Here is a 24,970-nt window from a genome sequence, read left to right on the forward strand (position 1 = left end):
CGGAATGGCCATCTGGGTCGTTCAAGCATCGAGAAGATGCCTTGCTCGCATCAAAGCCGTTCCGTCGGGTGGACGCCCCAGGAAGGCCTCGAAAGAAGCCATGGGATCCCGACTGTTTCCTGTAGCGAGTATCTCGTCGCGGAATTGCGACGCGAGCCTGGGGTCAAATATATCACCTGCTTCGACAAATTTCTCGAAAGCATCGGCATCCAATGCCTCGGACCAGGCATAACTATAATAGGCTGCTGAATAGCCGCCATCGAAGATATGGGTAAAATAGGGAAAGCGGTGGCGCAGTCCGACCTCGGATGGCATTCCCAGCGCGTCAAGCTCCGCCGCAACAATCGCGCGCGGATCCAACTGGGCCTCCGATTTCTGGTGGACGGCAAGGTCGATCAATGCACAACCGATCAATTCTACGGTCGCAAAACCCTGGCCGTAAGCCTCCGCCTCGCGAATGGCAGAGATTAGATCCTCCGGCATTCCAAGACCTGCGAGCACCTGCCGGCTCACAATCCAGTTTTCCATGAATTTGCTGGGAAACTCTACGAAGTCGCGAGCAACAGCCGTTCCGGACTGACTGGGGTAGGTAACGCTCGACAGGAGCCCGTGCAATGCATGGCCGAATTCATGAAACAGGGTGCGTGCCTCATCAATCGATAGACGGGTCGCCCCCTGGTCGGGTGGCGGAGCAGGGGCGAAATTGGCAACAAGATAGATGATCGGGCGCACGTCACCATCCATCGCCTCTTGCACCCGAAGGCTTCCCATCCAGGCGCCACCATGTTTTTCCGGTCGGGCCAGATAGTCGGTGAAGAGCAGGCCCACTGCGCTCCCGTCGCCGTCCGTCACCTCCCAAGCCCAGACATCCGGGTGGTAACCTTCTATGTCCGCTCGCCTGGTGAAGCGGAGGCCGTAAAGTCGGCTGGCTGTATCGAACGCTGCCTGTCGCACCGCATCAAGCCGCAAATGCTCTGCAGCCGCAGCCGTATCGAGCGCGTAACGCGCGCGCCGCACCTGCTCCGCGTAAAAACGCCAGTCCCAGGGCGCGAGACGGAAATCGCCGCCCTCCCCATCAATCAACTTCTGCAATTCTGCCGCTTCTTCCGCTGCGCGGCGTTTTCCCGGCGCCCACAGTTGGCGCATCAGCGCGCTCGCCGCTGCAGGATCATGCGCCATGCTGTCGGCAAGCGCGTAATGCGCATGGTCGGCATAACCTAGCAGCGCGGCCCGTTCCCTGCGCAACGCCAGGATTTCCGCAATGACCGACCAATTATCATATTCATCGCCGTCGCAACGCGAGGTGAAGGCGCACCATAGGGCTTCGCGTAAATCGCGCCTTCTCGAGAATGTCAGAAATGCCTCCAGGTCGGTGCGATCAAGCGTTATATGATAGCGGCCCCTGTGCCCCTTGGCAGCTGCTCGCGCCGCGGCCGCCTCGCATATTGCGGGGGGTAAGCCCTCAAGCTCATTTTGCTCCAGATCGAGCACCCATGCGCTTGTGGCGGCAAGCACATTCTGCCCGAATTGAACCGATAGGGCAGACAGGCGAGCCTCGATGGCGGCAAAGCGTTGCTTACCAGCCCTCGTCAGTGCCGCACCGCCTTTCAGGAAGCTTGCATAGCTGTCCTCCACGAGCCGGACCTGTTCCGGTGTCAGGCCGCTCTCGTGCCGTGAAGCATGAACGGCGAAGATGCGCGCTGACAACTGATCATTATGGCTGATGGCAACGGCATGCGCGCTCAGACGAGCCGAAATTTCCGCCTCCACCTCACGGATGGTCGACGTGCCCCTTGCCGAGGATAGAGCCCAGAACAACCGGCGGACGCGCGCGAGCGGGTCGCCTGACCGCTCCAGCGCAGCGATCGTGTTTTCAAAGGTAGCAGGCGCGCTCTGCTCACAAATCGCATCAAGTTCAGCTTCATGCCAGGCGATGGCGGTGATGACTGCAGGAAGAAACTGCTCATCCCGTATTCGCGTAAAAGGCGGCGCGCCGAGCGGACCAGTCCAGCGTTGCAGGAGCGGATTGTCTGCCTCAGTCAAGGGAGGTCACTTCCTGGGTATGCACTTGAAATCGCACCAGCTTCGCCGGCCCAAAGGCCGTCGTCAAGGCTACGTCGGTGGCGTCGCGGCCGCGGGCCATCAGGATCCGGCCGATGCGCGGGCGATTGTGCCGCGCGTCGTATGTGTACCAGGCGCCGTTGATATAGACATCGAACCATGCGCTGAAATCCATCGGCGCATCTACCGGCGGCACGCCGATGTCTCCCAGATAGCCGGTACAATATCGTGCTGGGATGTTCATGCAGCGGCACAAGGCTATTGCGAGATGGGCAAAGTCACGACACACGCCCTTTCTCTCCTGATAGCCATTCCAGGCCGTCTTGTCGGCGCGGGCATGCTGATAGCCAAATTCGATATGATAGTGCACGAAATCCACGATTGCCTCGACACGTTCCCGGGCACCGGCCAAATGACCAAATTGAGCCCATGCGACGTCCATCAAACGGTCTGTCTCGCAATAGCGGCTGCCCAGCAGAAAAGGCATGACGGCATCTGGAAGTTCTTCGACTGGCAACTGAGCACCGCTGGGCGATCTGTCGTCGGGATCACCGCTATCTTCGATCACAAAGTCGCATGACAAGCGCACATTGCCCGGCGGGATGGTGAGCCGGGTGGCGACATTGCCGAACCCGTCCTCGAATTGATAAAGCGGAATGTCGGGCGCCGCTATCAGCCGCTGCGGCGTTCGCAGATCCTGATGGCGCGACGGATGCAGGCTGAGCATGGCCATCATCGCCGTCCGTCTTTCGGTCGAAAACTCAATATCGTAGCCGCACCGGATCAGCATGTCGGATTCTTTTCTTGATTGCCGGCGCACCGGCTGTTGATGGCGCCATGGCCAGAGAGAGGAAACAGGTCCGGATCAGCACGCCGGACGTTGACCGTCACGTCCATCCCCAGAAAGCTGGCAGGCAAACCGAACCAGGTGCCTGACAGCGGCAGCGCTTGATACGGGTCGCGCGCGATCGCTACGCGGATCAGGCCGCGATTCCCGATGATGCCATTTGTCGGATCGAACTCCACCCAACCAGATCCGGGCAGGAAGATGCGGACCCACGCGTGGGTGTTGCCGCCGCCGACCAGCCCTTCGCTGCGCGACGGATTATAGACATAGCCCGACACGAAGCGGGCGGCGAAACCCAGCGCCCGCACAGCCTCGATCATCAGCACGGCGAAATCGCGACAGGTCCCCTGCCGTTTGCTCAACGTCTCCATGGGCGACTGCGTGCCTTTTTCATGTCGTGGGACATAGGTGAAGTCACATTGGATGCCTGTCGCGATCCGGGTCAGGAGATCGACAGTCGCGGTATCACCATGATTGCTGACGAAACCTCTGGCCCAATTGTCGACGATCCGCTCGGGATCGAGATGGTTGCGTTCGATCGAACGCAACAGATCGGGCATGTCTTCCGACGAATATGTGAAGGGGAACAGCCGGGCATAGGGCTCGACGGCGACCTGCTGCTGCGTCAAGGGCGCATGTTCAAGCGTGACCTCGCTCGTGACGATCAAATGTGATGTGCGTTTGTCGAACAGAGCAATTGCCACGGGATTTCCGAAGACGTCATGCAGCCAGCGCAATTCGGCAGGTGCGGGATCGATATCGAGCCGCGCCCGGAGCAGTCGCTGGTCGAAGGCCTCGCGCGGCCGCATCATGATGCGATGTTCGCCCAGCGACACAGGTTGCTGATAGCGATAAGTCGTCACATGTTCGATTGTCAGCAACGGCATGAAAGGAAATTCCCGATGGTCAGGGAGAGACCGTGAATCTGCTGGGTCCAGGCGATCCTGCGCCGTCCACCATCGTCAACGCTGAGGGCTGCTCCCCGTTCCTCCTGACCGGAGATCATGCAGGGCTGGCAATTCCTTCGGCCCTGGGTGATCTCGGCGTAGGCCCGGCCGATTGGTCTCGGCATATCGCAATCGACATAGGCGTGAGAGAAATGGGCCTGGAACTGGCGCGCCTTCTCGATGCCCCTTTCATCTTCCAGAATTATTCGCGATTGGTGATCGACTGTAATCGCGATCCCGCGCGCGACGACGCGATACCTGCGTCTTCCGATGGGACCGATATCGGTGGCAATCAGGGTTTGATTGAAGCCGACAGGCTGGCGCGTGTCACCTCAATCCATGCTCCATATCATGCCGGCATTTCAGAAATGATCTCTGCTCGGTTGGCAGCGGGGCAGGAGACAATCCTGCTCGCGCTCCATAGTTTCACCCCGATACTGGACGAGATCAGGCGCCCCTGGTCGGTGGGCGTCTTGCACGCCGCCGGCCGGATCGATTTTGCGACCTGCCTGCTGGACGCGCTGCGCCGGTTGCCGATCGAGGTGGGCGACAATGCTCCCTATGCCATGGATGAAACCGATTACAGCATGCCCTTCCACGCCCTTTCAAATGATCTTCGCTACGCTGAAATCGAGGTCAGGCAGGACCTTATTTCCCAAGCCGAGGGGCAATCCTTCTGGGCGGCGCAACTGCGCGATGCGATGGAAGAGGCCTGGCAGCGGCTCACATAGAATATACTGACACAATGGTGAGCGCATCGCCTCGCGCTGTTCAAGAGAAGTCATAGGCCATCAGGCGTTGACGGCGACCAGAAGACACTGTTCCTGACCCAAAGCTGCTTCGTCCGACATTGTTACGATGCCCTGCCACCACTCGATGGCCGGACTGCGGAACATGGCAAGGCTACCCGTTCTGGGGCGCGCATTCCAATGCACGCCGTCAAACGCATAACGCCAATAGGAATCGCAGTTAAGCGGTACATGCCAGAATGCAGGCTCTTCGTTCGCGCTGTCTGCGTGCAGAATACGAAGTTCGCTCGGCACATCTCGACGGCTGCCATCGGGAAAGCGAACCTCAATCGTCACGCGCAAGCCTCCAAAATCCTGCAACGAGTGCAGTAGTCCTCGCAAAACACCTTGCTGTGCAACGGGTTCACGCTGCGGGAAGAAAATCTCCACATCATGTGGATCAGCCCAGCACATTCTGGCTCAATGGGAGAACGGGCCCGCTGTAGTTGCCCGCTCTACCCCATGGCAGCGCCCATCTTCCACTCAAGGCGCATGCGGCCCACAAGCGGCTATGCGATCAGCCTTTGCGTCCTGGGGGAAGGCCATGTGTTACTCCTTCCCCTGGAACTGTGTGGTAATTTTCAGAAGTGGAAAATGACGCCAGCCATGGGACGGAAACTGTCCCAATCATAGGTGTCGACCTGCACGCGCAGGCGCACGCCGCTGCTGCCAGTGACACCGCCGAGGCCGATCTCCTTTGGCCCCACTTCGACACCCGCACCGTACATCCAGTCCTTCTCGTCGGGCCAGCCGCCTTTGCCATTAACCCACTGATAGCCGGCCGAGGCGTAGATCAAACCGCTCTCGCCTGCGCGGGCGCCTACACGGCCCTTCACGCCATATTCCCAGTCGATGTCGCTAAAGCCCTTCGAGGCGTTTCCTTCCACCCCGACGAACACAGGCCCGAGCGGCACATTCACGCCCGCGATGCCGCTGATCAGGGCGCCGTTCATGATCGTCTCGCCCGGAACGCTGCCGAACTCGGTGCCGCGGTCGAAAGTGTGATAACCGCCGAGAATGCCGACATAGGGTTCGATACCGAAGGCTTTGCTGCCATCGGGTGCGGTGTCGTCCTGGGCCATGGCAGCAGTCGGCAGTGCCAGGCAGCCCAGCAATGAGAGAATGTTCTTCTTCATGATGTACGTCCCTGTTTGATTATTTCCACGAGGCTCAAACTAAATGGCATGCACCGGGGTTGCCGCATGCGAAAACAATAATGCTGATGTTGCAATTTTGACACTACCAGAGCGCCATAGCCAAGGTCTATTGAGGCAGAAGGCATAGATGGTAGAGCTTTCGAAATATTTATTTCGATATCGTCATGGATTTTGTGGTGAAATTTTTATGAGGCCGACCGCCGCAACATGATGGCCTTGCGTTTTAACTTGGATTAAATTTCTTGTTTTGTGATCGTGAGATGTTTTTCCGCCTCCGTCAGTTCATGGTGAGTGTTGACGCGAGCCGGGCGCATCGCTGCCCGCAGGTGAGCCAGTGGCAATGTGCCCAGTATTTTCAGGCATTTTCATGCTAGTGGCGCCGCGATGAATGCGCGGATCCTGACCAGGGTACTATCCCGACATAGGCTCGCGATTAGCTGCGCCATGCTCTCGATCGCACTGCTGATCCTGGGCGGGGCACAGCCTGCGCGCGCAGAATTGCTACGCATTGGCGATCCCCTATGTCACGCAGTGAGCCGGTCGATTGCCCCTGACGACACTCGCCCATCCCATTTTGCCTGTACTGGTAATCCTGATGGCTATCAGAAGGGCACATTGTGGCTCCATGCCGCGTTGCCCCAAGGCTCGCGCGATCATGAGGATCTGTCCCTGATCATCCACAGCTCTCGATTTGATCGACTGGTCGTGCGCTTCATCTATCGTGACGGTGCAGTCGAGCAGCAAAATGTTCGGAGCGGCAATTTCGGAACCTATTGGAGAGCTGGAGGCCAACTCGCGTTTCGCGCGCCCTATCGCGACGTTCCTGTCGTGGCCTTCACCTTGAGATTTGACAAAGTGGCAAGCGCGCATCTCCTGCGGATGAGGCTTGTCGAGCGCGGTGAAGAAGCCACCCAGACCACTGGCTTGGCTACCTTGACCGGTGCTGCGCTCGTTCTGTTGATTGTGGGCGCGATTTATAACGCCTCACTGGCTTTTGCCGTCCGTCGGCAACATGCAGGCTGGCAGGCTGCATGGGCATGTTGCATGGTCATATGGGGAGCGTGCTGGTCGCAACTTCATCTGTTCTTCTTTCCCTCCATGGCTGGCGCCGTATCGGCGCAAATCTGCACTGGTCTCTCTTGTCTCGCCATCACGCTCGCCACTTTGAGCGCCGTCACTGCTCTCGAAAAACGGCTTCTCGATGTGTGGTTGAGGCGCACAACCCTGGGCCTAACCGCAAGCGTTTGCGCATTGGGCGTCCCGCTTTCGCTGATGCGTTCCGGGCCGTTCGACATGCTCGGTAATCTGCTGGGGTTTCTGGTACTGGCCAATCTGACGGCTGTCGCATCTTGTATCGGCCAGGCATGGCGACGTGGCAGCAGCGCGGCGCGGAGCCTGGGTGGGGCTTGGGCACTGCCAATGATCGTCCTTGCATCGACAAGTTTCTTCGATGCAGACGCCATGTTCTGGGGCGGTGGGTCGCAAATTCTCGTCCTGTTCGCAACGGCTTGGCAAACATTGTGGCTCTCGGCTGCCGCTTCGCGTGCTCATGCCCGGCTGCGGATGGAACGAGACGTCGCGCGGCGCGCAGAGGCTAAGGCCCATGAGCTCGCCCGCCGTGACGTTCTGACAGGGCTGCCAAACCGACGGGGGTTCATGGAAAGAACCGGCAGGATGCTTGAAGGCTTGCCTGTGTCAGGCGCGCTGGTTGCCATGCTATTGATCGACGTCGATTGGTTCAAGTCGATCAACGATGTTTATGGACATGAAGCCGGCGATCACGTTCTGGCAGCTGTTGGCCGATGCATCGCCCAACATGAAGATTCCTCCTGTGCCGTATGTCGCCTGGGCGGGGAGGAATTTGCGATGATGGTCACAGGACCCGAAGTTGGGAACATCGAGCGATTTTCAGAAACCCTGCGCGGAACCTTGGGCAATCTGAGCCACGGCGACATCATCGGCAATCGCATGGTGACGGTGAGTATCGGCGTGACGGCCTCGGCATCCCGCGCTGACTTTGGCACGCTATACCGGCTGGCAGACGAGGCGCTTTACGACGCCAAACGTGGGGGGCGCGATCAGATCGCAATTCGCCTGGGTGAGAGGGAGGGCGCTCGCCAGAATGACAGACCGCTTTTCGCCTGACATGGTTGCAGCGGGCTGAGGTGCTCCGGCCCTGTAACGCCTCGCCTTCGACGGATGCGCCGGACCGGCGACCATATTTCAGAACAGAGGCTTGCCCGCGTCGAAGTTCCACATTCGAGGCCGGTTCGAAGCATCGCGCTGCTCGCGTGCGCCGCCACCAGCACGGCGCCGCATTTCTGCAAAAATTATCTCGTCGTCACTGGTATAGCGCTCGCTTTGAATGAGAAGAAGCGCTTCCATCAGGTCCTCCTCATCCCATTGCCGAACCGAACCTATTTCATGCGACATCCGTCCCAAGCTCCCTGCGCAACTACACCATCATTGGCGGCGAAGATCTTCTTTCGGGCTATGATCCTCATCGAAACTTCGGTTTCATCGCCTGAGCTGGCCCTCAAAACTGCTGGTGGCCGCTGCCATTGCAGAACGCTAACTCCAACACTGTGTTCCTGTGCATCGCTATAGCCCGACGCATGCCAGCATAATTTCAATCGCAACCAATTTGGCCAGGAGAACCTTTTGCAGAGGCACTGACGTAAAGGATAGATGATGGTGGCGAAGGATTTCGAGCTCTATTATTGGCCGTTGCCATTCCGCGGACAGTTCATCCGGGCCGCGCTCGCCTTTGCGGGGAAGAGCTGGAACGAACATAATGAGGATGAGATCGCCGCGCTGATGAAAATGGCTCCGGAGGGTCAGCCTGCGCCCTTCATGGGGCCCCCCCTCCTCATCGACAATGAGACGGGCTTTGCCCTGTCTCAGATGCCAGCAATCTTGGTCTATTTGGCAGAACGGCTTGCCCTTGTGCATGGCGGTACCCGCGAACGCGCTTTGACGGCCAAGCTCGTCAATGACGCGAATGATATCATTGACGAACTGACGCTGGATGGCGGCCGGCAGATGTGGACGGAGGATCGATGGGCCAGCTTTATCCCTCGGCTGGAAAAATGGATGCACATCTGGGAGGCTTTCGGCACGAGCAACGGCCTGGAAGGTGGAAAGGGTTTCATGCTCGGCACCGCAAAGCCGGATCTGGCCGATATCGTGACAGTGACGTTATGGGGCACCATGGCCAGCCGCTTCGGCGCGATCGCTGCCATGCTCGCAGAACATGCGCCTGCAACAATGGACCTGGTCCAGCGTCTGCGCGCTCAACCTGCCTTGGCGACACTCGAGGCAAAGAGCGTGAAGCGCTATGGCGACGCCTATTGCGGCGGAGAAATCGAGAAGTCTCTGCGCGCAGTTCTGCCTGCCGGCGACGGTTCTCCTGCTTGAGATAGTCCCAGGCTTCCTGCGACAGGTCGTGCGTTTCCCAGGTCATGCGCCAGTCGTCGATCATGCCGCACAGCTGTTCGACAGGACCATTCATGAAGGCCTGCTCCGCGTCGGTCAGCCGGGCGGGCGGCACGGCAAGGAGCTGATTCCAATCCGGATCGGTAAAGAGGGCCGCGTCCCACCAGCTGTTGCCGGCCTCGATCGCTTCGCTCTCCGTGGCGGAAAGGGCGGGCAGGGCTGCCTCGACGAGGGAGAAGATCGGGCGGGCCAGGATTTCACGGCGGGCGTTGGCAAGCATCATCTCTGTCCTTGCTCGCCCCATGGAAGCCCCCGCACATGATCCGTCGCGACCGGAAGCCTCGCCTGAAAGTCAGCCGCAATATGCCCGCAACCCAACAGCAGGTCCGGTAGCATGCGCTATGAAGCGCTCTACGGACAAAGAGGGACCTTTGCCTTGTTGACGACCGCCCGCAAGGATCAGGCTAGCTTGTCGCCAATCCACCTTGCCAGTGCGTCCTTTGCGACGGGTTTGGTGTCGAGTGCGATGTCGGTCACGTCAATTTGGCGTCGACGTTGGTTGCGAACTATTGTCGCTATTCACCTCGTCTGCGCCGGTTTGGTCGGCCCTGAAATAGCCGATCGCAACAACGATAAGCAGAACCGCGATGACCAGCGCCAGGCTTGTCACGAGGATGGATCGGGTCACGGTCGTTCGCGATCCGCTGCGCGCCTCGACTTTCGAAAGGTGGGTTACCGTTTCGCCGTCTTCCTGTCGTTTCTCCATATTCTCTCTCCTTGCCCCTTTGTCTCACCTCAGCGGCGGGTCGGGGCTATCCGCCAGATGCTGTTGGACAGATCATCCGCGACTAGCAGCGCGCCATGAACCGGATCATAGCTAACGCCCACCGGACGTCCGCGTGCATGTCCATCCTTGATGAACCCGGTCAGAAAGTCCTGGGGCTTGCCGGTCGGGCGGCCATTGGCGAAGGGGATGAAGACCACCTTGTAGCCGGCCAGATCCTGCCTGTTCCAGCTGCCATGCTGCCCGACGAAGGCGCCCTGCGCATAGGCCGGGCCAAGATCTGGTCCGGTTGCGAAACTGATGCCGAGTGCCGCGACATGGGATCCCAGGGCATAATCGGGTCGGATCGCGCGTCGCACCATATCGGGCTGCTGCGGACGCACGCGCGGGTCAACATTCTGTCCCCAATAGCTGTAAGGCCAGCCATAAAAGGCCCCTGGGCGAACCGCGGTCATATAATCGGGCACCAGTTGCGGTCCGAGCTCGTCGCGCTCGTTCACCACGGCCCAGAGCCGGCGCGTCTGCGGCTCCACAGCAAGCGCTGTCGGATTACGGATGCCGGAGGCATAGGTGCGATGCATGCCGGACCGGCGATCAACTTCCCAGATGACGGCGCGATCTTCCTCCACCGCCATGCCGCGTTCGCCGACATTGCTGTTGGAACCGATACCGACATAGAGCTTTGATCCGTCCGGGCCGGCTGCCAGCGACTTGGTCCAGTGATGATTTATGCGCGAGGGCAATTTGGTCACCTCGACGCCGGGCGTGGTGATGCGCGTTTCGCCTTCGCGATAGGGAAAGCGTAGCAGCGCGTCCTGTGTCGCGACATAGAGCTGGCCCTCGACCAGGGCGAGGCCATAGGGCGCATTCAATCCGGTGATGAGCGGACTGCGCAATTCGGCGCGACCATCGCCATCGGCATCGCGCAGCAGGGTGACGCGATTGCCGCCCTTGACCGAAGTCTTCCCCATGGCCTTGATATAAGTCGCGATCACATCCTTGGGCCGCAGGGCGGGGGCCGATCCCCCTGACCCTTCTGCCACCAGAATGTCGCCATTGGGCAGCACCAGCATCTGGCGCGGAATGGCAAGTCCCGTGGTGAAGGCCGTCACGGTAAAGCCGGCCGGGGCTGTCGGCTTTTCATTGCCCCAGCCCGCCGGTGTCGCGATTTTCATCGGCGGCAGCAATGTCTGGCGCTGATCGGGCAGGTCCGGCCGCGCGCCGGTCTGCTCAAGTCCGGGCTGGCTGCGGCCACAGGCGGCAAGGGCCAGAAGACTGGCGCTCAGGATGACGGCGCGCACGGTCATGGCCGAACCTCCCGATAGCCGGCGAAGGCAATCCAACCGGCGGCAAGGGCAGCCAAGCTGCTGAGGAGGGAGAGGATGAGGCCGTTGGTTCCGACCGAACTCCAGCCATCGCGACTATGCTGGAAGGCGTTGATGAGCCCGCAGACCCACATCAGCGCCAGCAACAGCAGATAAAGGCCATGCTGCCGACGTGCCGGCCCTTTGGCGCGCGCCAGCGCGATCAAGGTCCATAGCAGTACCAGGCCGCCGCCGATCAGCGCGCCGGTGATCAGCCAGGCCGAAAAGTTGCCCCACTGGATTTCGGCGCTGTTGAGATAGGTGATGTCCGACAGAAGGGCAGCGGGAAACAGGGCAACCGGCCACGCGAGCAGCAGGCCGTGAAGCGGATGGAGCAGGGGCCGGGTGCGCGGCGGGGCGCTGGGCAAGACAGGTCTCCGTGTCGAAGGAAGAAGGATCCCTCGCCAATGCGCCGAATGGCGTTTGGTTTCGCCGACACCGGCAATTCATCCACTTGTTACGAAACAGAAATGTTTGAACCGGATGTCGCTTCGCGTGTTGCACGGAAGACGCTGCGCATCGGATGCGGCGCGAAAGGGGTGACGCGGGCGCAATGCGCAATCCATGGTTCTGGAGCATTTCGCTGCTCGGCCTTGGCGCCTGCAATGCGCAGCAGTCGGCCCTCCATGTCTTCGGTGCCGAAGCACGGCAGGTGCGCGAGATGGCGATCCTGTTGACCATCGGTGCGGCGATCATCCTTTCGATCATGGTCCTTATCTATGTTCGCGCGCTTCGCGCTCCGGAAGGGGCGCTCAGCCATCGTGGCGGCATGCGGATCATCTTGTGGCTGGGCGCCATCGGCCCGGCCTTGATCCTTGGCGCGCTGCTTCTCTATGCTTTGCCTGCCATGCGCCCGCGCGACACGGCGCCTGGCGACCTCACCATTCGGGTCGAGGGCGAGCAATTCTGGTGGCGGGTCGCCTATGGGGCATCACGCGCAGGGCCTGGACTTGTTTCTGCCAATGAGATCCGCATTCCCGTGGGGCGGACGGCGATCCTTGAACTTGGCGCGCAGGACGTGATCCACAGTTTCTGGATTCCCGGTCTTGCCGGCAAGATGGACATGATTCCCGGACGGACCAACCGGCTGGTCGTGCGCGCCGAAAAGGCCGGCCGCTTCCGGGGCGTTTGCGCGGAGTTTTGCGGCCTGTCGCACGCGCTAATGGCCTTCGACGTGATCGCCATGAGCCCCGCGGATTTCGATGCATGGCTGGCGGGCGCGCGCGGCGCCGGCAAGGGCCTGGTCCCATCGAGGGGCCAGGCGCTTTTCGATGCGCATGGCTGCGGCGCCTGCCATGCCATCCGGGGAACCGCGCATGATGCGGCAATTGGGCCTGACCTTAGTCGTTTTGGACAGAGGCGGACGCTGGGGGCCGGGATATTGCCACCGACCACCGCCAATATCGCCGCCTTCATCCGTGCGCCCCAGATCGCAAAGCCAGGCGCGCGCATGCCCGCCTATCCCCAGCTGTCCGAGCAGGAGGCCATTGCCATTGCCCAGTATCTCAAGGGGCTGAAATGAGCCTCCATGATCAGGATGACCCGGCGCTCCGCGCTGCGCAGGAAGAAAGGTTGCGGGCAGTGTGGGCACCGCCCAAGGGGCTCTTCCTGCGCTGGACCGACTGCAACAATAATCGCGTCGGTGTCTGGTATGTGCTGACCGCCTTTGGCTTCATGCTCTTTGCCGGCGTGCTCGCGCTCATCATGCGCACCCAGCTTGCCGTGCCCGACAATGATCTGGTCGGGCCTGGTACCTTCAACCAGCTCTTTACCCTGCACGGCTCGATGATGATGTTTCTCTTCGCCGTGCCGATGTTCGAGGCGGTATCGATCATCTTGCTGCCGCAATTGCTGGGCGCGCGCGACCTTCCATTCCCCCGCCTGTCGGCCTTTGGCTACTGGTCCTTCCTGATCGGCGGGCTGTTCGTCGGGGGATCGATCTTCTTCAATGCCGCCCCTGACGGCGGCTGGTTCATGTATCCTCCGCTGACCACCCGGACCGACCTGTCGGGGCTCGGGGCCGATATCTGGATGCTCGGCCTTTCCTTCATCGAAGTGTCGTCGGTCGCCGCCGCAGTCGAACTGATCGTCGGCGTGCTCAAATGCCGACCGCCGGGCATGCGGCTCAACCTCATGCCGCTATATGCCTGGTATATTCTGGTCGTGGCGGTGATGATCCTCTTTGCCTTTCCACCGCTCATCGCCGGCGACATATTGTTCGAAATGGAAAGGCTGCTCGACTGGCCCTTCTTCGATGCGCGCCGGGGCGGGGATCCACTCTTGTGGCAGCATCTGTTCTGGATCTTCGGTCATCCCGAGGTCTACATCATATTCCTGCCCTCGATCGCGCTCTTCGCGATGCTGGTGCCGACCTTCGCCAACCGCCATCTCCTAGGCTATCCGTGGATCGTGCTGGCGGCCGTGGGCACCGCTTTCCTGTCTTTCGGGTTGTGGGTCCACCACATGTTCACCACCGGGCTGCCAAAGATTAGCCTGGCCTTCTTCTCGGCCGCCTCCGAAGCCGTGGCCATTCCGACCGGCGTCCAGATATTCGTGTTCATAGCGACGCTGTGGGCAGGGCGGGTCACCTGGTCGACACCCCTTCTCTATGCGACCGGCAGCCTTGCCATTTTCGTGATCGGTGGTCTTACCGGCGTGATGGTGGCGGTGGCACCGTTCGATTGGCAGGCGCATGACAGCTATTTCGTCGTCGCCCATCTCCATTATGTGCTGATCGGCGGCACGCTGATGCCGCTTTTTGCCGGCCTTTATTATTATTGGCCATTGGTGACGGGCAAGAAGCTGTCCGACCGGCTCGGCCGGATCGCTTTCTGGATGCTGTTTGTCGGTGCCAACCTGACCTTCTTTCCGATGCATCTTTCGGGGCTGATGGGCATGCCGCGCCGCGTCTTCACCTATCCTGCCGAATTGGGGCTGGGCGGGCTCAACATGGCTTCCACCCTGGGCGCCTGGCTGTTCGCTGCGGGGGTGGCGGTGATATGCGTCGATCTCTGCATGTCGCCGCGCCGGGTTCGGGCTGTCCGCAATCCCTGGAATGCGGGCACCCTGGAATGGCTCGCCCATCCCGAGGATGAGGATTGGGGCATAAGGTCGGTGCCATTGATCGAGAGCCGCTATCCGATCTGGGACCAGACAGATTTCGTGCGCAAGGTGGATGAGGGCCGCTTCTTCCTGCCCGATGCAGAGGAAGGGCGACGCGAGACGATCGTGACGAGCGTCCTCGATGCCAGGCCATTGGCGGTGATCCGTTTGGGGACGCCGAGCATCAGGCCCATGCTGACGGCGGTCGCGCTCGGCGGGGTCTTCATCCTCACCACCTATCATCTCTATTGGGCTGCGCTCGTCAGTGGCATCGCCACACTCGCGCTCGCCCTGTGGTGGCTATGGACCGGGACGGCTGAAATTCCGGAAAAGCCCTGCAAACCGATCGGACACGGCCTTGAACTGCCGCTATATCTGTCCGGGCCATCGGCGCCGGGCTGGTGGGCGATGTTCATTACGATGATGGCCGATGCGACGGCCTTTTCCGGGCTCGTCTTCGGCTATTTCTTCTTCTGGACCCGCCACGCGGATTTCCCGCCGGTGGCTCTGGCGGACGGGCCCGGCTTGGCCTGGCCGATGATTGCGCTCTTCCTGGGGATAGCAAGCTGGCTGCTGACGCTAGGCGCGCGCGAGGTGCATGCCCGCAAGTATGTGGGCATGGCCCGGCTTTTCCTCCTGGTCGCGCTGGTGCTCAGCCTTGCCGGAATTGGGGCGGGTCTGGCCGGACCATGGACCCATGGCATGGACCCGCAGGCGCACAGCTATCCTGCAATCGTGTGGACTCTCGCGATCTGGGCCACGGCCCATGCGGGCGTTGCCGCCATCATGCAGGGCTATGCGCTGGCGCGCAGTCTCGCCGGGCGGATGGACCCGGTGCATGACGCGGATCTGCGCAACGTCACCGTCTACATGCATTTCTACGCGCTGACCGCGATCGTCACCTATGCGACGATCGGCCTGTTCCCGGAGGTCGCATGAGCGAGCGACGCAGATGGCATGAGCGGCTCAAGGTCACGCTCTGGACGCTCATCATTCCACCAGCGATCTGGGCGGGACATTTCCTGGCGTCCTATCTCTGGGCGGCCATCTCCTGTGCCAAGGCCGGGCGCTTTGCCAGTTTCCCGATGCTGTTCGTCGTCGGCACGATGCTCGCGCTGCTGATGATAGGGCTTTCGGGATGGATCGCCTGGGCGCAGGCGCGCCTGCCCGGCAATCCGCCGCCCCATGAGGATTCGACCCGGATCGACCGGCTCCGTTTCCTGGCCAAATCCACCTTGCTACTGGCGGGGCTGAGCTTCGTCGGCGTGTTGTTCACGGCGCTTCCGGTTATTTTCCTGCGGGATTGCCGATGAAGCGCGCCGCACTTTTCGCCGGTCTGGCGCTGGTTCCGACAGGGTGGCTCCTGGCTGTGCTGCCGCTTGGCATGGTTGGTCATATGGCAGGCCATATGATTGCCGTAGCGATTGCAGCGCCTTTTCTTGCCCTTGGCCTGTCTCAAGGGCGGCTTGATCCTGCGCGTCTCTGGCCCGGCCTCACAAGCCCGATGGCGATGATGCTGGTGGAACTTGTCACGGTCTGGCTCTGGCACCTGCCGGCCCTTCGCGCGGCGACAATGACCTCCTTCCCATTGCTCGGGCTCGAGCAGCTCTGTTTCCTTGGCGCAGGTCTGCTGCTCTGGTCATCGGTGCTCCGCGCCGATCATCGGGCCGCTGGCATCGGTGCCTTGCTGCTGACATCGATGCACATGACGTTGCTCGGTGTCCTGATCGGCCTGGCGCCACGGCCTCTCTACGCGGCGGCGGATCATCATCATCTGGCCGGCATGGACCCGCTGATCGACCAGCAACTGAGCGGTGTCCTCATGCTGCTGGTCGGCGGGGCCAGCTATTTCATCGGCGGTCTCGTCCTGTTGGCGAGCCTCCTTCGCCAGAGGGGGGCGGCATGATCATTCGCATCAGCTTGAAGCGTGCAATTGTCGCGTTGCTCGGACTTGGGGTTCTCGGAATGCTGTTCGCCTGGTCCGGGGCCATGCAGATTTCCGCGTCGTCGGGCCATTGGCGTATTACCGACTGGTTCCTTCACTGGACGATGCGCAATTCCGTGCGGACTTATGCCTGGCTGGACGCACCGCCCGATCCGCTCGATGGTGAGGGCCTGGTCAGTGCAGCGGGGCATTTTCGTCAGGCCTGCCAGGTCTGTCATGGCGCGCCGGGTGTACGGCCATCACCCGTGATGCAGCAGGCAACCCCGCCGGCGCCTGATCTTGCCCGGACGGCAGGGGAATGGCGGGATCGCGAATTATTCTGGATCATCCGGCATGGCGTCAAATTCACCGGCATGCCGGCCTGGGCGGCGGCTGATCGACCGGACGAAGTAAGGCGCATGACCGCTTTCGTCCGGCGCTTGCCGCAGATGACGGCGGCGCAATATCAAGCGCTGACCCAGGCTGGCGAGGAGGGACGTCTGCCCGGCGTTGCTCCGGCAACCTTGTCGGCATGCACAAGCTGCCATGGCGTCGATGGTCGGGGGAGGGAGCAATCCGATATTCCGGTCCTGGCTGGGCAGAGCGCGTCCTATCTGTTCGCCAGCATGCGCCAATATGTGTCGGGGAAGCGCAGCAGTGCGGTCATGCAGACGGCGCTGGCAACGACCGGGCGCGAGGAAATGACGAGGCTCGCGACCTATTTCTCTGCGATGCCCGGTCTGGCGAATATTGCGACCACACGCAGTTCACCGGGGCTGGACCGTTTCGGCCAGCCCCTGCCCGCCTGCAGCAATTGTCATGCAGTCGGCAAGGCGGCGCCCATTCTTGCCGGGCAGAAGCCAGGCTATCTTGCTGCGCGCCTGCGGCTTTGGCAGCAAGACGATAATGTCATCGACGCGCGCCTGCCGCCAGACACCATGGCGATGATAGCAAGACGTATCCCGATCGATCAGATCGATGAACTGGCACGGACCGTGGCGCAGCCCAGGTCGGACTAACGGGTTATCGCCCGGTCAGGCGTGCATGTTGACCCAGATGAAAGCCAGGATGGCTGCAACGATGAACGCGAAGACGAGGTAGAGCGCAAGGCGACTGGTGGCCTTGCGGGCAGGACGCTCCTTGTGATGGGGCATTATGATCCTTTCATGCTGATCTTCTCCCATCAACGCATGGCGGGGTTCATGGTGCCCGAAACGGATCATAGATCCGGCAGGGTCTGCGCAGCGAAGCCCCAGCCTTTGAGCTTCCCCGCGCGCTCCCCCAATATTTCGGCATCTCCAATGTCGTAGGGATGGGCGTCCTGCAAATCGTTCAATTCGTCCCAGTCGACCGGTATGGCTACGGGCGCGCCGGCACGCGCGCGCGCCGAGTAGGGGAGGATGGCGGTGCTGCCGCGCTGATTGCGCAGCCAGTCGATGAATATGCGATCCTTGCGCTTGGCCTTGCTCATCGTGGCGACAAAGCGATCGGGTTCTGCCGCGCTCAAGGCCTGGGCGAAACGGGCGGCGAAATCCTTATGTGCGTCCCAGTCGTGAGTGGGGCTGAGGGGGACGACGACATGGACCCCCTTCCCTCCCGACAGCATGGCGAAGGAGATCAGACCGATGTCGCGTAGATGATCGCGAATATCCTTTGCCGCTTCACGCACCCGTGCAAAATCCATGCCCTCGTCGGGATCAAGATCGAAGATCATGCGATCGGGCTTCTCGACGGCATCGGCACGGCTCGCCCAGCCATGAAATTCAATCGTACCCATCTGGACGCAGGCGATCAGGCCATCGGCATCGTCGACATAGAGATAATCTTCCGAGCCGCCGTCTTTTTCGCGGATCGCAACATGGCGGACATGATCGCCAAAGGCGCCGCTGTCATGTTTCTGGAAAAAGCATTTCTTCGCGCGGCCCTGGGGGCATCGCACAAGACTGATCGGCCGATTGGCGGCGAAAGGTAGCATAAGCGGGGCGATCCGCGCGTAGTAATCGGCCAACTCCCCTTTGGTCTGCCCGCTCTCCGGGAAAATCACGCGCGCGCGATTGCTGATCTTGATGGCCGTGGCCGAAAGAGGAGTCGGGACCGCTTTTTCGGGCTTGACCGTCTTTGCCAACTTGTCGCTTCTTAGCCCCAGAAAACTGCCATGTCGCACGAGACCCTCCCTTGTGAACTCGGCAAAACCGACTTCCGCAACGAGCTTGGGTTTGACCCATTGGACGCCGCGCGCTTGGGCGGCGGAAATGATGATCTGCGACGTGCCGGTCGCAATCGGACTCATGGCCTCGGCCAGGTCGGTCATTGTGGCGGCATCGAAACCAGTGCCGACCTTGCCCTTATAGACCAGTTCACCGCCTTCATGCTGCCCCAGTAGCAGGGAGGAGAAGGCACGCCCTTTTACCTTGCTACGGGTCCAGCCGACGATCACGAATTCCTGCCGACGGGTGCATTTGACCTTCACCCAGGCGCGTGTCCGTCCGCTGCGATAGGGCGCATCGACGCGCTTTGCGATAATGCCTTCCTGCCCGGCCTGACAAAGCGATCGGTAGAGCTTCTCGCCCGAACCGATCAGGTGATCGGCAACGTGGATCGGTTGATCTGCATCCGCCAATAAGGCTTCGAGCCGCTCCTTTCGCTCGATTGCGGGGAGAGACTTCAAATCCATGCCATCAAGGGAAAGAAGATCAAAAGCGAAAAAATGGAACGGCGTGTCGGCTCGCTCCGCGCCATGGCCCCGTTTCAACACCGCCTGCAGCGCCGAAAAACTGGGATTGCCGTCAGCGTCAAAGGCGATGATCTCGCCGTCGATCAATGCAGGCGGGAGGTCGAGCGCTTTTATGGCACCGGCCAAAGCACCAAATTTGTCCGTCCAGTCCAGGCCGCTGCGCGTATATATTTTTATCGCTTCGCCACTGACTGCAACGAGCGCGCGATATCCGTCATATTTGATCTCGTGCAGCCATTCGTTGCCGACCGGTACATGGTCGACCAAAGTTGCAAGCTGCGGCTTGATGAAGCGCGGCATAGCCTCCGTTCTGGCCTTCGCCTTCATCTTCGTCTTGCCGATCTTTGCATTATGCGCGTTTGCCGCCTGCATCCTATCCGTGAATGTCTTGCCCCTCGCGCCTTTCAACGACTGCGTGCCGGCGATGTCCCCGGCGATTTGCGCCATTGAGCGGTCAGTCAGAACACTTGTCAGCGCGCGCTCGACCAGATCGCCATTCCGGCGGGCTTCGCCATCCTCAATCTTGCGGAGCAACCAATTCTCGCGCTTTTCGCCCGCGCGCCCCTTCATCCGTACCAGCAGCCATTCCCCCTTCATCCGTTCGCCATGCAGGATGAAATGGAGATGGCCATCCTCTATATCCTTCGCGCTCTTTCCCGGGATCGGTTCCCACCAACCGCGGTCCCAGAGCATCACACTGCCGCCGCCATATTCGCCCTTGGGAATATTACCCTCGAAACTGCCATAGCTCAGAGGATGATCTTCGGTGCGGACAGCAAGCCGCTTGTCATCGGGATCCAGGCTCGGCCCCTTGGTGACGGCCCAGCTCTTGAGCACGCCATCGACTTCCAGCCGGAAGTCCCAATGCAGCCTTGTGGCGGCATGTTTCTGGACAACGAAACTGTTACCGCCCTTCTTTGCCATCTTGCCTTCAGGCTCGCTGGTGCGATTGAAGTCCCGTTTGGCATTATAGGAGGCAAGGGGATGGAGCCGGCTCATTCGCCCTGTCGCTCCTCGGACGCGAGCCAGCGCCGTTCCACAAATCCCAGCAGGCTGAGCATGAGGATCGCGACGAGAGTGGCACTGGCGACCAGGGGCCAGAGGGCAGCGCCGGAAGCGATTCCGATCATCGACGCCAGCCAGATATGGGCTGCCGTGGTCAGATTCTTGATCTCACCCTTGCTGAATATGATGAGGCCAGTCGCTATGATGCCCGAAAATGCGGCAGAAGCTTCGAAGACCCGCAGGGGATCTATATTTCCCTCGCCTTGCAACTGATTGTGCAGCGCGATTGCGCAGACAGTCATGAGGGCGCTGGTGAAGCAGATGAGGCCATGGGTGCGTAGCCCCGCTGCATGGCCGCGTATCTGTCGGTCGAGCCCCAAAAGCAGGCCGAGCAGAGCAGCAATGCTCAGGCGCAGCATGACCGGCCCGTCGATAAGGTGGAGCGGGGTATCGGGATTCAGCGTCATCACGCACTTTTGCGCTTGGCTGCAGTCGCACGCCTATTGCCAGTGTCTGTCGCCGAACCGCTTTTCGACCTCTTCTTCGTCGCTGGGGTGCGAGCCGTTTCTCCTGCTGACTTCTTGAGCGCCGCCATCAGGTCGATGACATTGCCGCCCTTGCGCGCCGGCTCATCGTCCACCTCTTCTATTATCCGCTTCCCCTTGGCCTTTTTCTTCTTTTCGATCAGGCGATGGAGCGCATCGACATAGCGATCGCGAAACTCTTCCGGCTTGAAGGGCGCCGTTCGCTTGTCGATGATGCTGGTAGCAAGATCGAGCATGTCCTCATCCGCCGTATCGGCAGGCAAACCTCGGAAATATGTCTGCGCCTTGGTTACCTCGTCGGCATAGCGCAGAACTTCCATGACCAGCCCCCGTCCACAGGGTTTGATCGATACCAGCTGTTCCCGTCCACGGACCGACAATTGGCCAAGTCCGACCTTCTTTGCCTTTCGCAGCGCATCCCGCAGCACGGCATAGGCCTCTTCTGCGAGGTCATCGGCGGGTACGACGAAATAGGGCTTCTCGTAATAAAGAACGTCGATCGCATCGGCCTCGACAAACTGGACGAGGTCGAGGGTCTTGCGGCTCTCAATCTTGACCGCTTCGATTTCCTCCTGTTCGAGCAGCACATAATTGCCTTTTGAAAGCTCGAACCCCTTGAGGATCTCATCTCGGTCGACGGGCCCCACGCCGCTCACGACCTTTTCATAATGAATGGGTTTGCCGGTGGGCTCGTGAATCTGACGAAAGCTGACCGCCGCACCCGATTTGGTTGCGGGATAGACTTCGACCGGGATGGACACCAGTGCCAGCTTGATCTGGCCCTGCCAAAATGCGCGTGCAGCCATGTGCGACCTCCCCGATGAGAGCGTGCAATCGGCAAGTTGGTTCCGTGATAGCCTCCAACAGAAAGCCGACAGCACAGCTTCGCCATTCCCATGGGGTGGCAAGGCAAATCACTCATCTTCATGTTGCTACCATCTGGCACCGGCACCTGATCGGGGCGTGTCGCTGAACTTTCGTGCACGCGGAAGTTGCACAGCAGCGGCATCGCTCAGCCAATTCTCCCTCGATCCGCAGAACCCATTACGCGCCCAGGTGTTCTTTCCGCGAAGAAGGGATGGGCGCGTTCTGCTGATCCTGGCCCCTCAAGGAGATGACACATGCCGCTCAAGGCGCTGGCGCTTAACTGCACGCTCAAGGCGGACTCCCGCCAGGAGAGTTCGACCGACGCGATGATCGCCGTGTTGACGAAGGCCTTCAGCAAGAATGATGTGACGGTCAGCGAAACGGTCCGGGTTGCAGCCCTTGACATCAGGCCAGGCGTCAGCTCCGACGAAGGGGATGGCGATGCGTGGCCTGGACTGCGCGAGAAGATACTCGCTCATGACATAGTGATCTTCGGAGGACCGATCTGGATGGGGCAGATCAGCAGCATCGCCAAACGCGTCCTGGAACGGATGGATGCCTTCCTCTCCGAGACCGACGATGAGGGTCGGATGCCGAGCTATGGGAAGGTCGCTGTCGCAGCAATCGTGGGTAATGAAGATGGCGCCCACTTCTGCTCCGCTCAGCTGTTTCAGGCTTTGAACGATGTGGGCTGGACGATCCCCGCTGTTGCGGCCTGCTATTGGGTCGGCGAAGCGATGGGGGCGGTCGATTTCAAGGATCTCGGCGAGACGCCGGAGGCGGTAATGAAGACGGCGAAAATGGTCGCCGGCAATGCCGCGCATCTCGCAAGCCTGCTTCAGTCCAGCCCTTATCCAGGCTGAACGCGATGGCCGGTCTGTCAAGCCAAATCCGCGAGAATATCGTCCTCTATGGCGCGCTTTTCGCCAATGTCGGGATAGCGGTCGCCAAGTTCGTGGCGGCGGCGATCAGTGGCTCTTCTTCCATGCTGACCGAGGGTGTCCACTCGCTGGTCGACAGCGGAAATCAGGTTCTGCTGCTCTATGGTCAGGCAAAGGCCAGACGTCCCGCCGACGCCACCCATCCCTTCGGCTATGGCCGCGAACTCTATTTCTGGGCCTTCGTCGTCGCGATCCTTATCTTTGCCGTCGGCGCGGGCGTTTCGGTCTACGAGGGCTGGTTGCACATCGCCGAACCTGAGCCCTTGCGTGATCCGACGATCAATTATGTGGTGCTGGGTGTTGCTGTGCTGCTTGAAGGAACAAGCTGGTTCATCGCGGTGCGCGAATTCAACGGCAAGCGCGGTGCCAGCAGTTGGTGGCAATCGATCCGCCGATCCAAGGATCCCGCCGGGTTCATTGTCCTGTTCGAGGACAGCGCTGCGCTGATCGGCCTCGCCATTGCAGGCATCGGCGTCTGGGCCAGCCACTATTTCGCAAATCCACGGATTGACGGTTTTGCATCGATTGCCATTGGTCTCATTCTGGGTGGGGTCGCTATTCTGCTTGCGCGCGAAGCCAAGGGCCTGTTGATCGGCGAAAGCGCCGACCCGGCGATCATTTCGGTTCTATGGACCATTCTCGCCAAGCGGTCGCAGATCAGCGCGGTCAATCATGTCCGTACGATCCATACCGCGCCTGATGCCGTTTTCGTAGCGATCAGTGCTGATTTCGTCGACGATCTGCCGATGGGAGATGCAGAGCGTCTGATCGAGGATATTGAACGCGAAATGAAGGCTTGCGTCCCCGATCTGACGTCCATTTACATCCGGCCGGAAAAGCAGTCGGATGCTGTGCGACAAACACCGCCGGCCTAATTTCCTTCCTCGCGTCCAACAGGCGGGATGAAGCTCACCTGTGCCAACCGCCACGACCTGTCCTCACCCTCCGGCCAATAATGGCGCGGGTGACGACATTCGCCCGGTGGATGCGTGTCATGCACTTCGGCCCGAATAAGGCGGCCGGTTTCCCGTAGCCGTATTGTGGCACCGGGAAATTCAGCGCTGAGGCGATCACACAGACTTTGCGCATCATTCGAAAGATCAGTGCTGGAAAGCGCCCTTGGCGCACCATCGACCAGTTCTGCCGTGGAAGAGCGCAACGCCTTGATACCGTCATTGAGGACATCGAGCGAAATGATAGCTGCTGCCAACGAGTCAGCCCACCACCAGCCAAGCCCCAGCCCAATGACACCGGCGAGCCCCGCCGCCCCGGTCAGCCAATTGGCCTTGTTCATGAGTGCGTCGGTATGCAGCAGCTTGTCGTTGAGAGCCTGCGCCAGCGGAAGTTCCTTCCGGCCGATGAAGAGCGGCGGGATGAGGGAGTAAATCTGGGCGGCGATCATCAGCCATCCCAACCAGATATCATGCCCCAGAATGACGATCGATCCGACGGTCGCGTGCTCCTGCGAGCCCAGCGCCATCATCGCATTGTAGAGGAGCAGCGCGCCGACGGCAGTCAGTGCAACAGCCGCCACAAAGAAACCAAGGCCGTTGACCCGCTCGAAACCGAAAGGAAAGCGGCGCGATCGATGGGCGCGACGCTCCAAATGCGCGGCGATCAGGAACATGACAGGCGGAACCAGGCCCAGCGTGTCCTCTATCCACGCGGTCTTCATCGTCTGGCTCTGACCAAGCACTAGGCCCATCGTCACGATGATGGTTAGAGTCCAGAAGATGTTCCAATATTCCAGGCGCACCGCCCGCGCCATCGTCTCGCGCAGTTCATCGGGAAGACTTGTATCGCTCATTCGTCGCGCGCCTCCTGCGAAATCGCGCGGCTCGCACGCTCGACTGTCATGATCCACCGGTTCTCGCCGTTGCGCATGGCCGCCTTGAGTTGCAGCGGCGTGTCTTTCGTTCCTGTCGTCGAGAGAGGCGGACCAAATGCCACATCCATCGCCCAGGGGCTCTCGGCCGAAAAACGTCCGATCACCAGGTCAAGCGTACCGTCGTCAAGCTGCTGGAAAAGTGCCTCGCCCGCGCCTGGCCGCCATTGTGCCTTCGCGCGGGTTCGCCGCTCAATTTCATGTACCAGCGTCCGGACTTGTGCGGCTTCGTGCACAGTTGGATCGGCGAGTGCGACCGTGAAGGTTCGTTGCTCTGCAATCCGCTTCGATGTGCCGGCCGGATCGCGAGGCAATATATCGCATGCGGCGAGGAGAGAAACGGAAAGGATTATCGCGCGCTTCATTGTTCGCGCGTCCTGTGATCGATGCGAATGTGGAGGCGGCAAGAATGGAATTCATTTCGAGCCCGGTCGACTTTGCCAGCCTGCCAGGCCTGGATCATCTGTGCTGTTAGAGTGGCATCGGGGATATTGTCGCCGCCACAGTCCTGCGCTTTCCTGGGCCGTGCCCTGAGCGAGCTCGCGTCGAGGGCCGCTGCTCCGCGCGTCGAAGCACAAACGAAG

The 24,970-nt window shown here is 60.6% G+C and carries 24 protein-coding genes; 10 read left to right on the forward strand and 14 right to left on the reverse strand.

What is annotated here, in order from left to right; translation table 11 throughout:
* Positions 1-21: 21 nt before the first annotated feature.
* Genes PMI04_RS02320 through PMI04_RS02330 form a run of 3 tightly spaced genes read right to left on the reverse strand, consistent with a single transcriptional unit; the run spans position 22 to position 3,795 of the window.
* Complete coding sequence (locus PMI04_RS02320; RefSeq protein WP_007710963.1) at positions 22-2,043, reverse strand: M3 family metallopeptidase; 2,022 nt, start codon at positions 2,041-2,043, stop codon at positions 22-24.
* On the reverse strand, positions 2,036-2,851 hold the full coding sequence (locus PMI04_RS02325; RefSeq protein ID WP_037486620.1) for a transglutaminase family protein: 816 nt from the start codon (positions 2,849-2,851) through the stop codon (positions 2,036-2,038). Before PMI04_RS02325 ends, PMI04_RS02320 begins: the two co-directional genes overlap by 8 nt.
* Complete coding sequence (locus tag PMI04_RS02330) at positions 2,845-3,795, reverse strand: transglutaminase family protein (RefSeq protein WP_007710958.1); 951 nt, start codon at positions 3,793-3,795, stop codon at positions 2,845-2,847. The genes PMI04_RS02325 and PMI04_RS02330 overlap by 7 nt, the downstream gene beginning before the upstream one ends.
* 32 nt (positions 3,796-3,827) lie before the next feature.
* Here PMI04_RS02330 and PMI04_RS02335 point away from each other — a divergent pair, with 32 nt between their 5' ends.
* Positions 3,828-4,586, forward strand: a complete 759-nt coding sequence (locus PMI04_RS02335) for an N-formylglutamate amidohydrolase (RefSeq protein ID WP_007710956.1) — start codon at positions 3,828-3,830, stop codon at positions 4,584-4,586.
* A gap of 60 nt (positions 4,587-4,646) precedes the next feature.
* Here PMI04_RS02335 and PMI04_RS02340 read toward each other — a convergent pair whose 3' ends face one another.
* Together PMI04_RS02340 and PMI04_RS02345 are read right to left on the reverse strand one after the other, a co-directional pair.
* Positions 4,647-5,057 (reverse strand): hypothetical protein, encoded by a 411-nt coding sequence (locus PMI04_RS02340; RefSeq protein WP_238535928.1) that lies wholly within the window; start codon positions 5,055-5,057, stop codon positions 4,647-4,649.
* Between the two features lie 167 nt (positions 5,058-5,224).
* Positions 5,225-5,779, reverse strand: coding sequence for a hypothetical protein (locus PMI04_RS02345; RefSeq protein ID WP_007710951.1), 555 nt, complete (start codon positions 5,777-5,779; stop codon positions 5,225-5,227).
* A 465-nt stretch (positions 5,780-6,244) separates the two neighbouring features.
* Here PMI04_RS02345 and PMI04_RS02350 point away from each other — a divergent pair, with 465 nt between their 5' ends.
* The gene (locus PMI04_RS02350) at positions 6,245-7,945 is read left to right on the forward strand and encodes a GGDEF domain-containing protein (RefSeq protein ID WP_037486637.1); all 1,701 of its coding nucleotides are present in this window, start codon (positions 6,245-6,247) and stop codon (positions 7,943-7,945) included.
* 78 nt (positions 7,946-8,023) lie between these two features.
* Here PMI04_RS02350 and PMI04_RS02355 read toward each other — a convergent pair whose 3' ends face one another.
* Entirely contained in the window at positions 8,024-8,185 is a 162-nt protein-coding gene (locus PMI04_RS02355) for a hypothetical protein (protein ID WP_007710939.1), read from the reverse strand.
* Between the two features lie 303 nt (positions 8,186-8,488).
* On the opposite strand from PMI04_RS02355, the gene PMI04_RS02360 reads away from it, so the two are divergent.
* Positions 8,489-9,217 carry a glutathione S-transferase gene (locus tag PMI04_RS02360; RefSeq protein WP_157178137.1) on the forward strand — a complete coding sequence of 243 codons (729 nt, stop codon included), beginning with the start codon at positions 8,489-8,491 and terminating at the stop codon, positions 9,215-9,217.
* Positions 9,218-9,773: 556 nt separating this feature from the next.
* Here PMI04_RS02360 and PMI04_RS02365 read toward each other — a convergent pair.
* The 3 genes from PMI04_RS02365 to PMI04_RS02375 are packed head-to-tail and all read right to left on the reverse strand — an operon-like array spanning position 9,774 to position 11,751.
* Positions 9,774-10,001: a hypothetical protein gene (locus PMI04_RS02365; RefSeq protein ID WP_007710937.1), complete on the reverse strand. Its 228-nt coding sequence runs from the start codon at positions 9,999-10,001 to the stop codon at positions 9,774-9,776.
* A gap of 29 nt (positions 10,002-10,030) precedes the next feature.
* Positions 10,031-11,326 carry a sorbosone dehydrogenase family protein gene (locus tag PMI04_RS02370; protein ID WP_007710936.1) on the reverse strand — a complete coding sequence of 432 codons (1,296 nt, stop codon included), beginning with the start codon at positions 11,324-11,326 and terminating at the stop codon, positions 10,031-10,033.
* Complete coding sequence (locus PMI04_RS02375) at positions 11,323-11,751, reverse strand: DUF2231 domain-containing protein (protein WP_007710935.1); 429 nt, start codon at positions 11,749-11,751, stop codon at positions 11,323-11,325. Before PMI04_RS02375 ends, PMI04_RS02370 begins: the two co-directional genes overlap by 4 nt.
* A 185-nt stretch (positions 11,752-11,936) precedes the next feature.
* On the opposite strand from PMI04_RS02375, the gene PMI04_RS02380 reads away from it, so the two are divergent.
* From PMI04_RS02380 to PMI04_RS02400, 5 genes are read left to right on the forward strand one after another with little or no spacing between them, the layout of a single operon-like run.
* Positions 11,937-12,905: a cytochrome c oxidase subunit II gene (locus PMI04_RS02380; RefSeq protein WP_007710934.1), complete on the forward strand. Its 969-nt coding sequence runs from the start codon at positions 11,937-11,939 to the stop codon at positions 12,903-12,905.
* A complete protein-coding gene (locus PMI04_RS02385; protein WP_007710932.1) occupies positions 12,902-15,424 on the forward strand; it encodes a cbb3-type cytochrome c oxidase subunit I in 2,523 nt (840 codons plus the stop codon). The genes PMI04_RS02380 and PMI04_RS02385 overlap by 4 nt, the downstream gene beginning before the upstream one ends.
* Positions 15,421-15,798 carry a hypothetical protein gene (locus PMI04_RS02390; protein WP_007710930.1) on the forward strand — a complete coding sequence of 126 codons (378 nt, stop codon included), beginning with the start codon at positions 15,421-15,423 and terminating at the stop codon, positions 15,796-15,798. The genes PMI04_RS02385 and PMI04_RS02390 overlap by 4 nt, the downstream gene beginning before the upstream one ends.
* A complete protein-coding gene (locus tag PMI04_RS02395) occupies positions 15,795-16,391 on the forward strand; it encodes a cytochrome c oxidase assembly protein (protein ID WP_007710928.1) in 597 nt (198 codons plus the stop codon). Before PMI04_RS02390 ends, PMI04_RS02395 begins: the two co-directional genes overlap by 4 nt.
* A complete protein-coding gene (locus PMI04_RS02400; RefSeq protein ID WP_007710925.1) occupies positions 16,388-17,428 on the forward strand; it encodes a c-type cytochrome in 1,041 nt (346 codons plus the stop codon). Before PMI04_RS02395 ends, PMI04_RS02400 begins: the two co-directional genes overlap by 4 nt.
* Before the next feature lie 200 nt (positions 17,429-17,628).
* On the opposite strand, the gene ligD is transcribed toward PMI04_RS02400, so the two are convergent.
* Genes ligD through PMI04_RS02415 form a run of 3 tightly spaced genes read right to left on the reverse strand, consistent with a single transcriptional unit; the run spans position 17,629 to position 21,499 of the window.
* On the reverse strand, positions 17,629-20,142 hold the full coding sequence (ligD, locus tag PMI04_RS02405) for a DNA ligase D (RefSeq protein ID WP_007710922.1): 2,514 nt from the start codon (positions 20,140-20,142) through the stop codon (positions 17,629-17,631).
* Positions 20,139-20,615, reverse strand: a complete 477-nt coding sequence (locus PMI04_RS02410) for an MgtC/SapB family protein (RefSeq protein ID WP_007710920.1) — start codon at positions 20,613-20,615, stop codon at positions 20,139-20,141. The genes ligD and PMI04_RS02410 overlap by 4 nt, the downstream gene beginning before the upstream one ends.
* Positions 20,615-21,499 carry a Ku protein gene (locus tag PMI04_RS02415; protein ID WP_007710919.1) on the reverse strand — a complete coding sequence of 295 codons (885 nt, stop codon included), beginning with the start codon at positions 21,497-21,499 and terminating at the stop codon, positions 20,615-20,617. Before PMI04_RS02415 ends, PMI04_RS02410 begins: the two co-directional genes overlap by 1 nt.
* Before the next feature lie 315 nt (positions 21,500-21,814).
* On the opposite strand from PMI04_RS02415, the gene PMI04_RS02420 reads away from it, so the two are divergent.
* Together PMI04_RS02420 and PMI04_RS02425 are read left to right on the forward strand one after the other, a co-directional pair.
* Complete coding sequence (locus tag PMI04_RS02420) at positions 21,815-22,423, forward strand: NAD(P)H-dependent oxidoreductase (RefSeq protein ID WP_007710918.1); 609 nt, start codon at positions 21,815-21,817, stop codon at positions 22,421-22,423.
* 5 nt (positions 22,424-22,428) lie between these two features.
* Positions 22,429-23,376, forward strand: a complete 948-nt coding sequence (locus PMI04_RS02425; RefSeq protein ID WP_007710917.1) for a cation diffusion facilitator family transporter — start codon at positions 22,429-22,431, stop codon at positions 23,374-23,376.
* Here PMI04_RS02425 and PMI04_RS02430 read toward each other — a convergent pair.
* Both PMI04_RS02430 and PMI04_RS02435 read right to left on the reverse strand, forming a co-directional pair.
* Positions 23,373-24,308, reverse strand: coding sequence for a cation transporter (locus PMI04_RS02430; protein ID WP_007710916.1), 936 nt, complete (start codon positions 24,306-24,308; stop codon positions 23,373-23,375). The genes PMI04_RS02425 and PMI04_RS02430 overlap by 4 nt on opposite strands.
* Positions 24,305-24,751 carry a hypothetical protein gene (locus PMI04_RS02435; RefSeq protein ID WP_007710915.1) on the reverse strand — a complete coding sequence of 149 codons (447 nt, stop codon included), beginning with the start codon at positions 24,749-24,751 and terminating at the stop codon, positions 24,305-24,307. Before PMI04_RS02435 ends, PMI04_RS02430 begins: the two co-directional genes overlap by 4 nt.
* Positions 24,752-24,970: the final 219 nt, after the last annotated feature.

Origin of the sequence: Sphingobium sp. AP49, assembly GCF_000281715.2 — a bacterium.
Taxonomy (GTDB): domain Bacteria; phylum Pseudomonadota; class Alphaproteobacteria; order Sphingomonadales; family Sphingomonadaceae; genus Sphingobium.